Here is an 11,933-nt window from a genome sequence, read left to right as displayed (position 1 = left end):
CACTGATCCGGTTGAAGAATTCGCCTTTGAAGAAGACACCGAGGGCGCGGACAGCAACAAATACGGCTGGGTCAATGCCGCCTATGGCATGGCGACCAACATCACCCGTTCGTTCAAGAGCTATGGCTGGTGTTCGCGGATCCGTGGCGTTGAAAGCGGCGGCACGCTGGAAGGGCTGCCCTCGCATACCTTCCCGACCACCGACGGTGGCGTGGACCAGAAATGCCCGACCGAAATCGCGATCGACGATCGTCGCGAAGCGGAGCTGGCAAAGAACGGCATGATGCCGCTGATCCACCGCAAGAACACCGATGTGGCCACCTTTATCGGCGCGCAGTCCCTGCACAAGCCCGCCGAATATGACGATCCCGATGCCACCGCAAACGCGAACCTCGGGGCCCGTCTGCCGTATCTTTTCGCAACCTGCCGCTTTGCGCATTATCTGAAGTGCATGGTTCGCGACAAGGTTGGCTCTTTCAAGAGCCGCCAGGACATGGAGTCCTGGCTACAGGATTGGATCAACAATTACGTTGATTTCAATGCCGACATCTCCTCCGAGTCGGAAAAAGCGCGCAAGCCGCTCGCTTCGGCCGAAGTGGTTGTCGAAGAGGTCGAAGGGAACCCGGGCTATTACAGCTCCAAGTTCTTCCTGCGGCCTCACTACCAACTGGAAGGCCTGTCAGTATCTTTGAGACTGGTTTCCAAACTGCCCTCTGAGAAGGGCTGATTTAAGGTCGCGTATTACATCTTCACTCGAAAACACTTCGAACTCGAAAAAACATCTGATCTGAAAGGAATGAACCATGGCTGCGAACATGTTTGTGCAAATCTCGGACATCCCCGGCGACGCCACCGAGAAAGGCCACGACAAATGGATCGTGATCCAGTCCCTGAGCTGGAACGTTGAGCGCGCGGTTGAAATGTCCGATCTCGGCTCCACCCAGCGTGGGCACGCCAACTCCAACTTTGGCAAGGTCGAAGTGACCTCGCAGATGGGGATCGCCTCCAACAAGCTGGCGACCTCGGTTGCCAACGGCACCGTGCGCCCGGAAATCAAGCTGCACATGTGCCGCTCGGGCGAAAGCGCCTCTGCCGGTCTGGAAGCCTACTCCATCTGGACGCTCAAGGACGTGGTGATCGACAGCTATTCGGTCTCCGGCTCCGAGGATGGTATCCCGGAAGAAACCTGGACCATGGCCTATGCGGCGATCGAGCATGAGTACAAGTCGACCGACCAGAAGACTGCGAAGCTCAAAACCGAAAACACCTTCAAGTGGAACGTGCAGACCGGTCAGGTCGAATAACGCCACCGTTTTGCGTGTTATCAATGTCCCGGGCGCCTGCGCGGCCGGGACCACAAGCAATAAATTTCTTATAGAATTTCAGGGGGACGCGCGTCGTGGCAATGACAGCACAAGAGTATCTGAAAGCTGGCGATCCGGCGGCGGCCCTGTCGGCGCTTCAGGATCAGGTGCGCAAGGATCCCTCCAACGGCAAGCTGCGGATTTTCCTGTTTCAGCTCCTCTGCGTGCTGGGCGACTGGAAACGCGCGGTGACGCAGCTGAAGCTCTCGGCGGATATGGACAGCGGCGCGACCACCATGGCGCAGGCCTACCGCGAGGCGATCATCTGCGAGGTCTATCGCGACAAGGTGTTCAAGGGCGAAAAGGATCCGCTGATCTTTGGCGAGCCGCAAGAGTGGCTGGCGTTGCTCATTCAGGCGCAAAAGGCGCTGGCGGCGGGCGATCCGGTGCAGGCCGCCGCGGTGCGCGCGCGCGCCTTTGATGCGGCCCCGGCAACCGCCGGCGAGCTGAACGGCACCCGGTTTGAATGGATCGCCGATGCCGATATGCGGCTGGGTCCGGTGCTGGAAGTGATTGTAAACGGGCGCTATTTCTGGATGCCGTTTTCGCAGATCGACACGCTGGAGCTGGAAGAGCCCGCCGATTTGCGCGATGCGGTCTGGATGGCGGGCACGCTGACGCCCAAGGGCGGCGGCGCCCTCGCGGTGCTGGTGCCGACGCGCTATCCCGGTGCTGCCGAGATCGGCGGGCTGACGGCGCTGGCGCGGGAAACCAACTGGGTGGATCTGGGCGCCGATACCTATGGCGGCCAGGGCCAGCGGGTGCTGGCCACCGATCAGCAGGATGTGGCCTTGATGGATCTGCGGCTCCTGAAGATGGACGGGGGCGCGTCCGGCGATGGCTGACAAGACGGTCGCCGAGCGTTTGCAGCCGTCCTTGCTGGACCGGCTCACCGATGATGCGCCCAGCGAGCGGAAGGAAGCCCGTGACTCCCGCGTGATCGACATCGTGCGGCTGCGCGAGATCATCCAGCGCGACCTCTCCTGGCTGCTGAACACGCAAAACGGCGGACATTACATTGATGCCGAACGCTACCCGTCGGCGGCGCGCTCGGTTCTGAATTACGGCCTGCATGAGGTCACGGGTGAATTCACCGCGAAGGAAAAGATGCGAGAAATCCGGGACACCATTCGCACGGCGATCCAGCAATATGAGCCGCGCATCATCGAGGGCTCGGTGGATGTGGCGCTGGTCGATGCCGATGACACGACGCAGATGACCGTCGCGCTGGAGATCCGCGCCGATATGTGGGCGCAGCCGATGCCGCTGGAACTCTATCTGCGCTCCAAGGTGGATCTGACCACTGGCGAAGTGCAGATGGATCGGAGGGGCTGACATGGACACGCGGCTTCTGGAGCATTACGAGACCGAGCTGAATTACCTGCGCGACATGGGCGCGGAATTCGCCGCCGCCTACCCAAAGATCGCCTCGCGTCTGGGCATGGAGGGGGTGGAGGTGCTCGACCCCTATGTGGAACGTCTGCTGGAAGGCGTGGCGTTCCTGTCGGCGCGGGTGCAGCTGGAGCTGCAATTGCAGTATCCGAATTTCACCTCCAACCTGCTGGAAATCATCTATCCGCATTATCTGGCGCCGACGCCGTCGATGATGATCACCCGGCTGGAGCCGGATATCTCCAATTCTGCGGTCAAGGGCGGCTATCGGTTGCCGCGCGAAACGGTGCTGCGCTCGGGGCTGACGGATGGGATGCAGACGGCGGTGGAGTTTCGCACCTGTTCCGACCTGACGCTCTGGCCGATCGAGATCGCCGAGGCGCAGTATATCGACGGGCGTGGCGAGCTGGTCGCGGCCGGTGTGGCGCAGGGGTATGACGCGCGAGCGGCGGTGCGCCTGCGGCTGCGGCGCAAGGATGGCGAGCCGATCCGCGAGCTGGATATGAACAGCCTCAGCCTCTATCTGACCAATGCCTCGGGCAACAGCTGGCCGCTGCTGGAATTGCTGTGCACGCAGGTCAGCGGCATTGTCGGGCGCAGCACGGATCGCCGCGATGACTGGCAAATGCCGCTGCGCGATGCGCGGGTGCGGCAAAAAGGGTTTTCGCCCGAAGAGGCCCTGCTGCCGGTGCCGCGCCGGGTGTTTGACGGCTATCGGCTGTTGCAAGAATATTTCGCCATGCCGGAGCGCTTTCGCTTTGTCGAGCTGGCCGGGTTCAAGGCGGCGCTGCAAAAGGCCAAGGGCACGGATGTGGATCTTTATATCCTGCTGCGCGACGGCATGAAGAACATCGGCCCGATTATCACGCCCGAGACCTTCGAGCCCCATGCGGTGCCAGCGGTGAACCTGTTTGAAAAACGCTGTGACCGGGTGCGGGTGCTGTCGAAAAACACCGAACACCATGTGATTCCGAACCGCACGGCGGGGCTGGATTTTGAAGTCTACGCGCTGAAATCCGTGGTCGGGATCAGCGGTGATGGCGAGGACGACGTGAGCTTTCGCCCCTTCTATTCCGCCACCGATATGACCGCCGCGGGCGAGATCCACCCGGCCTACTACACGCTGAAGCGCAAGATGCGGCAGCGCTCGGAAAAGGAACGCCTGCGCGGGGTGCGCTCGTCCTATCTCGGCTCCGAGGTTTATCTGACGCTGGTGGACCGGGCGCAGGCGCCCTACAAGCCGGGGCTGGAACAGCTGGCGGTGACGGCGCTTTGTACCAATCGCGATTTGCCGATGCTGCTGGCCACCGGCGACGAGGATGTGTTCCACCTGCCCGATGGCGGCCCGGTCAAGAAAATTACCCTGCCGGTCTCGCCGACGCGGCCGCATCCGACGCTGGCGCAGGGCGATACCGCCTGGCGGCTGATTTCCCACCTCAGCCTGAACTACATGTCGATTGCCGAAAGCGACAAGGGGCAGTCGGCCTCGGCGCTGCGCGAATTGATCGGGCTCTATGCGCCCCTCGGCAATCGGGTCACCGAAAAGCAGCTGGAGGGGATCCTATCGGTCAACACCCGCCCGATCGTGCGCCGGATGAGTGACGAGGTGCTCTCGACAGCGGTGCGCGGCATCGAGGTCTCGCTGGGGTTTGACGAGAGCTATTTTGAGGGCACCAATATCTATGCGCTTGGCGCGGTGCTGGAGCGGTTCTTTCGCGGCTATGCCAGCATCAACTCCTTTACCGAAACTGTTCTAACCACTGAAAAACGCGGGGAAATTGCCCGATGGCGACCGGAAAAGGGCTTGGGTCGCGTGCTGTGACCGGCCAGGATGACACGCTGTTCGGCAAATTGGCCGAGACCCCGCAGGAGCATCATCTGTTCCAGGCGTTGCGGGTGCTTGAGGCGCATTTTTCCGACCATCCTCGCCTGGGCGAAAGCCGCAGGCCCCGTCAGGATGCGCTGCGTCTGGGGCAGGAGGCGGAGATGGCCTTTCCCACCTCCACCATTGCGGATTTCAAACCCGGCGGCGGCGGAGCCCCGGCGCGGCTGACCAACCGGTTTTTCGGCCTCTTTGGCCCCTCCGGGCCGCTGCCGCTGCATCTGACCGAATATGCGCGGGATCGCAAACGCAACCATCGCGACCCGACGATGGTGGCCTTTGCCGACATGCTGACCCACCGCATGCTAAGCCTGCTGTATCGCGCCTGGACGCAGGGCTCGCCCGCTGCCAGCTTTGATCGCGGCGATGATCCGATGGCACGCAAGGTGGCGGCGCTGGCGGGCTATCACGGCGATCACTTGCAGGATCGCGACGCCATGCCGGATATGGCGCGGCTGCATTATGCCGGTCATTTCGGCCAGCAGGCCCGCAACCCGGAGGGGCTGGTGTCGATCCTGTCGTCCTTCCTCGGGGTCAAGGTCTCGCTGGAGGAATTCGTCGGCTCCTGGCTGGAGCTGGAACCCGACGACCGCTGGGCGCTTGGCATGGGGAGCCTGGGCCAGACCACCTCGATCGGCGAGAAAGTCTGGAGCCGTTCCGCCAAGTTTCGCCTGCGCATCGGCCCGCTGAGCCTTGCGGATTACGAGCGCCTGCTGCCCGGCGGGCAGAGCCTGCAACGGGTGCGCGCGGTGGTGCGCTCCTATGTCGGCGATTGCCTTGATTGGGATGTGAACCTTATTCTGGACGGCGAAGAGGTGCCGCGCGCCAGTCTCGGCGGCAGCACACGGCTGGGTCACACCAGCTGGATCGGCGCCCGCCCGGACCCGGATGCAACGCGCCCGGATGCCGAAGACCTCTATCTCTACCCCGCGCATGCGGTTGTAATACAAGAACATTCGACAGAGAGAAGGACCTGATATGACCGAGATCAGCCGCGTGGCCCTGTTTGGCAAGCTCAACAAGCTAGGGTATCAGGCCGTCGAAAGCGCGACCGTCTTCTGCAAGATGCGGGGCAACCCCTATGTGGAGCTGGTGCATTGGCTGCATCAGCTCTTGGCGCAGCAGGACAGCGACATTCACCGCATCATCCAGCATTACGATCTGGACACCGGCAAGATCGCAACTGAACTGACCCGGGCGCTGGATCAGCTGCCGCGCGGCGCTTCGACGATTTCGGATCTGTCGGACCATCTGATGGACGCGATGGAGCGCGGCTGGGTCTGGGGCTCGCTGCTGTTCTCCGCCAGCCATGTGCGCTCGGGGCATCTGCTGCTGGGCATGCTGAAGACCCCGGCGTTGCGCAATATTCTCAGCTCCATGTCGCCGGAGCTGGCGCGGATTGGTGCCGATGATCTGGCCGACAATTTCAACGCGGCCACCGATGGCTCGCCCGAGGAGCGGCTGGTGGCGCAGGATGGCTCCAACGTGGGCGGCGGCGCGGAGCCGGGCGAGGCCTCCGGCGCGATGTCGCCCGGTGCGATGGGCCAGGGCGAGGCGCTGGAGCAATTCTGCACCGACCTCACCGCGCAGGCCAAGGCGGGCGAGATCGACCCGATCGTCGGGCGCGACGAGGAAATCCGCCAGATCGTTGATATCCTGATGCGGCGGCGGCAGAACAACCCGATCCTGACCGGCGAGGCCGGGGTGGGCAAGACCGCCGTGGTTGAAGGTTTCGCGCTGCGGATTGCGCGCGGCGACGTGCCGCCCGCGCTTCAGGATGTGCGGCTCTTGGTGCTGGATGTGGGCCTGTTGCAGGCGGGCGCCAGCATGAAGGGCGAGTTTGAAAACCGCCTGCGTCAGGTGATTGACGAGGTGCAGGCCAGCCCGACCCCGATCGTGATGTTCGTGGACGAGACCCACACGCTGGTCGGCGCGGGCGGTGCGGCGGGCACCGGCGATGCGGCGAACCTGCTGAAACCGGCGCTGGCGCGCGGCACCCTGCGCACCATCGGCGCCACCACCTGGGCCGAATACAAGAAATACATCGAAAAAGACCCCGCCCTGACCCGGCGCTTCCAGGTGGTGAAGGTCGAGGAACCTTCGATCTCCAAGGCGGTGCTGATGATGCGCGGCATTGCCTCGATGCTGGAAAAACACCACCGGGTGCAGGTGCTGGACGAGGGGATCGAGGCTGCGGTTGGCCTTTCCGCCCGCTATATCCCGGCGCGGCAATTGCCGGATAAATCCGTAAGCCTTCTGGACACCGCCTGCGCCCGGGTTGCGGTCAGCCAGCATGCGGTGCCCGCCGAAGTGGACGACAGCCAGCGCCGGATCGAGGCGCTGACCACCGAGCTGGAAATCATCGGCCGCGACGAGACCGCCGGCTATGAGGTCGCCGACCGGCGCGAGGCGGTCACGGCCGCAAAAGAGGCGGAAGAGGCGCGGCTCGCCGAGCTGACCGCCCAGTGGGATCGCGAAAAGGCCTGCGTTGACGCGATTTTGGACCTGCGCGCCAAGCTCCGGGAGGGCGCCGCGCCCGTGGACGCGCCGGTTGCGTCTGAGGGTGAGGGCGCGGAGGGCGCCATGGAGCCTGGCAACAGCCCGCTGAGCGACGAGGATCGCGCGGCGCTGATGGCCGAGCTCAGGGCCAAGAATGCCGAACTCGAAACCCTGCAAGGCGACAGCCCGCTGATCCTGCCGATCGTCGATCACCAGGCGGTGGCCTCGGTGGTGGGCGACTGGACCGGCATTCCGGTGGGTCGCATGGTCAAGGACGAGCTCGACACGATCCTGAGCCTGGAAACCCATCTTGCCAAGCGGGTGATCGGTCAGGATCACGCGATGAAGATGATCGCCAAGCGCATCCAGACCTCCCGCGCCGGACTGGACAATCCCAACAAACCCATCGGGGTCTTTATGCTCGCGGGCACCTCCGGCGTGGGCAAGACCGAAACCGCGCTGGCACTGGCCGAGGTGCTTTATGGTGGCGAACAGAATGTCATCACCATCAATATGTCGGAATATCAGGAGGCCCATACGGTCAGCAGCCTGAAAGGCGCGCCTCCGGGCTATGTCGGCTATGGCGAGGGCGGCGTGTTGACCGAGGCCGTGCGGCGCAAACCCTATTCGGTGGTGCTGCTCGATGAGGTCGAAAAGGCCCACCCGGATGTGCATGAGATCTTCTTTCAGGTCTTTGACAAAGGCGTGATGGAAGACGGCGAGGGAAGGGTCATCGACTTCAAGAACACGCTGATCCTGCTCACCACCAATGCGGGCTCCGATATGGTGATGGATATGTGCTCCGACCCGGATCTGCTGCCCGATCCCGAAGGGCTGGCAAAGGCCCTGCGCGACCCGCTCCTGAAGGTCTTCCCGCCCGCGCTTCTGGGGCGGATGGTGACCATCCCCTATTACCCGCTCAGCCCCGATATGATCGCCGAGATCACCAAATTGCAGCTGGGCCGGATCCAGAAACGGGTGCAGGAGGCCCATGGCGTGCCCTTCACCTATTCGGATGCGGTGGTCGACACCATCGTCGAGCGCTGTCAGGAGCTGGAAAGCGGTGGCCGCATGATCGACGCCATCGTCACCAATTCCATGCTGCCTGATATTTCCAACGAGTTCCTGCGCCGCCTGATGGAGGGCGGGGTGGTCAGCAAGGTCGCCATCGACGTGGCGGACGGCGAGTTCACCTATAGCTTCGACTAAGTCCTTTTCGCCGCTGGTTGACGCAGCATTGGCTGGCGGCGAACCACATAAAATGTTGCATCGGCCAATCCTGTAGGAGGTGTCCCATGGCGCAGAAGAAGGTTGTCACAAAAGACGTTCTGAAGATCGTTGATCTTGTTCGGGACAAGCCCAAGCTGAAGCACCTGGAGATTCCGAAATACCGCGCCGATGTCAGCATTGAGGTCACCGCCTCTGGTGCGGTGCCCAGTACGGCGATGGACCGGCTGAAAGACGCGGCCAATGATGTGATGATCGAATACGAGACGATCATCCGCGAGGAAGCGGTCAAGCTCGACGCCAAGATCGACGCGCTGATGCAGCAGCCCAGCAAGGAGAACCAGCGAGAGGTCGAGCGCATGGTGGCGGATGCCACCCTGAGCATCAACAACGCACTGAAGAACGCAGAACCCGCCGCCCAGGTCGCGATCGAAAAACGGCGCAAGCTGGAAGCACAGAAGCTCAGCCTTTTGAAAGAGGCGCGGGTCAAAACCGTGATCAAATGGAGCTTGGGGGCGATCAAGATCGGTGGCTCGATTGCCAAGCTCGTGGCGACGTCCGGCGCCGAGGTCACCTCTTACAAGACCATCGTGACCGAGGTCGTGAAACTGGGTCTGGATCTCAAGCAGCAGCTCAAGAACGAAGAAGCGCTGCGCAAGGACTTGCGGGCGGGGCTTGCGGCCTTTTTGAAACTGCGGGAAACCTCGATCCAGCAGGCGATCGAGCGTCAGGAGCTTGGCGATCTGGGCAACGGTCTTGATCTCAAGAAACCCAAGACCGCCATCAGCTCCCTCATGACAAAGCTCAAGGCGGCGAGCGACGAGATCACCAAGGGGCGTGACGCCAAGACCATTGGCGGCGCAATCCTCAAATTTGCCGTGGCCAAGGTCGAAAGCCAGCTCAAGGATGTGGAAGCGGCGCGGGTGGCGTACCGCGAGCACACCACCAAGACCATGACCAAGACCGACAAGCTGGGCGAGAAGGCAGACAAGCTTGCCAAGGCGATGCGCAGTGCCAAGACGCTCAAAGATGGGGTCAAGGCCGGTGCAAAATGTATGGAAGTGAAACGCGCGGCCCGCGAGATGAACGAAAAACTGGCCAAGCGCGAGGCCTTCCTGCTGGAAATCCAGGCGGTGATGGCGGGCAACGGTTTGGAGATCGACGACCTGACCACGCTCCAGAAGATCAAGGCCTTGGACAAGCTGACCATTATGTCAGAAGCCAAGGGCGTGCTGGATGCCATCAAGGATGTCAAAGAGCTGGTGGACAATATCGTCGAGGCGGCCAGCTGAGCCGGGACGGGCAAATGCATATAGCGTCTTCGCCTTTGGGCGGAGACGGTCGCGCCGGCGCCCTGTCCGGCCTGGCGATCACAAGACAGATGCCGGCTCGGGCTGGCGGGCGAAATACGACGGAGATGTAGAACGTGTCAGATCTAACCGCAGAACAAAGGTTTGCAAGCCGCGCCTGGGCGCGCGCGTTTGTCGAGCGGCGTTCCGTGACCAATGCCATTCTCGGGGTGATCATCTTCAATGCGGTCACCTTGGGGTTGAGCACCTCTGAGGCGGTACAGGCCCATGTGGGCGGGCTGTTGTCGGTGGTGGATCGGCTGGTGCTGGCGATCTTTGTGTTGGAGCTGGCGCTGAAACTCTATGCCTATGGGCTGCGTTTCTTTTCCTCGGCCTGGAATATCTTTGACCTGATCGTGGTGGCGCTGGGGCTACTGCCGGATCGGCAGGGGCTGTCGGCACTGCGCGGCTTGCGGGTGCTCCGGGCGATGCGGCTTCTGTCCGTGATCCCGCAGATGCGGGCGGTGGTGCAGGCGCTGTTGGACGCGCTGCCGGGCATGGGCGCGGTGATCGTTATGATCTCCATCGTCTTTTATATCTTCGCGGTGATGGCGACCCTGATGTATGGCGGGGCCTTCCCGGAATGGTTCGGCACGCTGGGGCGCTCGCTCTATTCGCTGTTCCAGATCATGACGCTGGAAAGCTGGTCGATGGGGATCGTGCGTCCGGTGATGGAGGTCTACCCGACCGCCTGGGCCTTTTTTGTGCCCTTTATCGTGGTGACCGCGTTTTCGGTGCTGAACCTCTTTATCGGTCTCTTGGTCAACACCATGCAGTCGGCGGTGGAAGAAGAAACCGAAGCCGAGATCCACAAGCTGCGCGATCTGGTCAAATCGGAAACCGATGTGGTGGATGGCCATGTGGTGGAGCTGCGCGACGAGATCCGCGCCCTGCGCACCGAGATCGCAGAGCTGAAAGGGGCAAGGAATGGCTGATAGCTCGCAGAAATTTATCGCCCGCAACCGCGCGCCCCGGGTCCAGATCGAATATGATGTGGAGCTTTACGGTGCGGAAAAGAAGGTTCAGCTGCCCTTTGTCATGGGTGTGATGAGCGACCTTGTCGGCAAGTCGGAAGTCGAACAGCCGGCGATTGCCGACCGTAAATTCCTCGAAATTGATGTAGATAATTTCGATGACCGGATGAAATCCATGGCGCCCCGCGCTGCGTTTACCGTGCCTAACACCTTGACGGGCGAAGGGAATTTGGCGGTCGACATCACCTTCGAGAGCATGGATGACTTCAAGCCCGCCGCGATCGCCGCAAAAGTAGAACCTTTGCGCGAACTACTTGAAGCGCGGACCCAGCTGTCCAATCTAATGACATATATGGATGGTAAGACCGGCGCCGAGGATCTCATTTCCAAGATCATTCAGGACCCGTCGCTTTTGAAGACTTTGGCCGCGCAGCCCGCCCCCGGTGGTGCTGACGAGTCCGGCGAATAAATTTTAGGGAGGGACAAAAATGGCTGAACAAGACCTTCAGACCGAAGCCGCCGAAGGCGCCTCCGCGTTTGGCTCCAGTGAATTCGCCAGCCTCCTGCAAAAGGAGTTCCGGCCGAAATCCGACCAGGCCAAGACCGCCGTTGAAACCGCGGTCAAGACGCTGGCCGAACAGGCGTTGGCCAATACCGCGCTGATTTCCGACGACGCGCTGCGCTCGATCGAGGGCATCGTGGCCGAGATCGACAAGAAACTCACCGAGCAGGTCAACCTGATCCTGCACAATGAGGATTTCCAGCAGCTGGAAAGCGCCTGGCGCGGTCTGCATTATCTGGTGAACAACACCGAGACCGACGAGCAGCTCAAGATCAAGGTGATGCCGGTCTCCAAGAAGGAGCTCTCGAAGACGCTGAAGAAGTTCAAAGGCACCGCCTGGGACCAATCGCCGATCTTCAAGAAAATCTACACCGAGGAATTCAGCCAGCTGGGTGGCGAGCCCTATGGCAGCCTGGTGGCGGATTTCCATTTCGACCATTCGCCGGTCGATATCGAGCTCCTGGGCGAGATGTCCAAGATCGCCGCCGCCGCCCATGCGCCGCTGATCACCGGGGCCAAGCCGACCCTGTTCCAGATGGACAGCTGGTCGGAACTGTCGAACCCGCGCGATCTGACCAAGATCTTCCAGACCCCGGAATATGCCGCCTGGCGTTCGCTGCGCGACAGCGAGGACGCAAAATACGTCGGTCTGGCAATGCCGCGTTTCCTGGGCCGTCTGCCCTA

Annotated in this window: 11 protein-coding genes; all 11 read left to right on the top strand. The window is 61.9% G+C overall.

Annotation, left to right across the window (positions count from 1 at the left end):
• Positions 1–727 (top strand): type VI secretion system contractile sheath large subunit (tssC, locus tag HCZ87_RS17105; protein WP_167645693.1); only part of this gene is annotated, 727 nt, incomplete at its 5' end.
• Positions 728–803: 76 nt separating this feature from the next.
• Positions 804–1,304 (top strand): type VI secretion system tube protein Hcp, encoded by a 501-nt coding sequence (locus HCZ87_RS17100; protein ID WP_167645691.1) that lies wholly within the window; start codon positions 804–806, stop codon positions 1,302–1,304.
• Between the two features lie 101 nt (positions 1,305–1,405).
• A complete protein-coding gene (locus HCZ87_RS17095; RefSeq protein WP_167645695.1) occupies positions 1,406–2,209 on the top strand; it encodes a type VI secretion system accessory protein TagJ in 804 nt (267 codons plus the stop codon).
• Entirely contained in the window at positions 2,202–2,699 is a 498-nt protein-coding gene (tssE, locus tag HCZ87_RS17090) for a type VI secretion system baseplate subunit TssE (protein WP_167645689.1), read from the top strand. Before HCZ87_RS17095 ends, tssE begins: the two co-directional genes overlap by 8 nt.
• 1 nt (position 2,700) lies before the next feature.
• The gene (tssF, locus tag HCZ87_RS17085; protein ID WP_167645687.1) at positions 2,701–4,578 is read left to right on the top strand and encodes a type VI secretion system baseplate subunit TssF; all 1,878 of its coding nucleotides are present in this window, start codon (positions 2,701–2,703) and stop codon (positions 4,576–4,578) included.
• Positions 4,542–5,615: a type VI secretion system baseplate subunit TssG gene (tssG, locus tag HCZ87_RS17080; RefSeq protein WP_167645685.1), complete on the top strand. Its 1,074-nt coding sequence runs from the start codon at positions 4,542–4,544 to the stop codon at positions 5,613–5,615. The genes tssF and tssG overlap by 37 nt, the downstream gene beginning before the upstream one ends.
• A 1-nt stretch (position 5,616) precedes the next feature.
• Positions 5,617–8,346, top strand: coding sequence for a type VI secretion system ATPase TssH (tssH, locus tag HCZ87_RS17075; RefSeq protein WP_167645683.1), 2,730 nt, complete (start codon positions 5,617–5,619; stop codon positions 8,344–8,346).
• Positions 8,347–8,432: 86 nt separating this feature from the next.
• A complete protein-coding gene (locus tag HCZ87_RS17070; RefSeq protein ID WP_167645681.1) occupies positions 8,433–9,656 on the top strand; it encodes a hypothetical protein in 1,224 nt (407 codons plus the stop codon).
• Between the two features lie 134 nt (positions 9,657–9,790).
• Positions 9,791–10,648, top strand: a complete 858-nt coding sequence (locus HCZ87_RS17065) for an ion transporter (RefSeq protein WP_167645679.1) — start codon at positions 9,791–9,793, stop codon at positions 10,646–10,648.
• Positions 10,641–11,156 carry a type VI secretion system contractile sheath small subunit gene (gene tssB / locus HCZ87_RS17060; RefSeq protein WP_167645676.1) on the top strand — a complete coding sequence of 172 codons (516 nt, stop codon included), beginning with the start codon at positions 10,641–10,643 and terminating at the stop codon, positions 11,154–11,156. The genes HCZ87_RS17065 and tssB overlap by 8 nt, the downstream gene beginning before the upstream one ends.
• 19 nt (positions 11,157–11,175) lie before the next feature.
• Positions 11,176–11,933 (top strand): type VI secretion system contractile sheath large subunit (gene tssC, locus HCZ87_RS17055; protein WP_167645674.1); only part of this gene is annotated, 758 nt, incomplete at its 3' end.

It is taken from the genome of Phaeobacter sp. HF9A (genome assembly GCF_011806385.1).
Classification (GTDB): domain Bacteria; phylum Pseudomonadota; class Alphaproteobacteria; order Rhodobacterales; family Rhodobacteraceae; genus Epibacterium.
Note: the sequence above shows the minus strand (reverse complement) of the source record. Positions and strands in the feature narration are given on the sequence as shown.

Excerpts from the sequence above, each read along its gene's own strand:
- HCZ87_RS17100 (WP_167645691.1), top strand. The coding sequence starts at position 804 with ATGGCTGCGAACATGTTTGTGCAAATCTCGGACATCCCCGGCGACGCC.
- HCZ87_RS17095 (WP_167645695.1), top strand. The coding sequence starts at position 1,406 with ATGACAGCACAAGAGTATCTGAAAGCTGGCGATCCGGCGGCGGCCCTG.
- tssE (WP_167645689.1), top strand. The coding sequence starts at position 2,202 with ATGGCTGACAAGACGGTCGCCGAGCGTTTGCAGCCGTCCTTGCTGGAC.
- tssF (WP_167645687.1), top strand. The coding sequence starts at position 2,701 with ATGGACACGCGGCTTCTGGAGCATTACGAGACCGAGCTGAATTACCTG.
- tssG (WP_167645685.1), top strand. The coding sequence starts at position 4,542 with ATGGCGACCGGAAAAGGGCTTGGGTCGCGTGCTGTGACCGGCCAGGAT.
- tssH (WP_167645683.1), top strand. The coding sequence starts at position 5,617 with ATGACCGAGATCAGCCGCGTGGCCCTGTTTGGCAAGCTCAACAAGCTA.
- HCZ87_RS17070 (WP_167645681.1), top strand. The coding sequence starts at position 8,433 with ATGGCGCAGAAGAAGGTTGTCACAAAAGACGTTCTGAAGATCGTTGAT.
- tssB (WP_167645676.1), top strand. The coding sequence starts at position 10,641 with ATGGCTGATAGCTCGCAGAAATTTATCGCCCGCAACCGCGCGCCCCGG.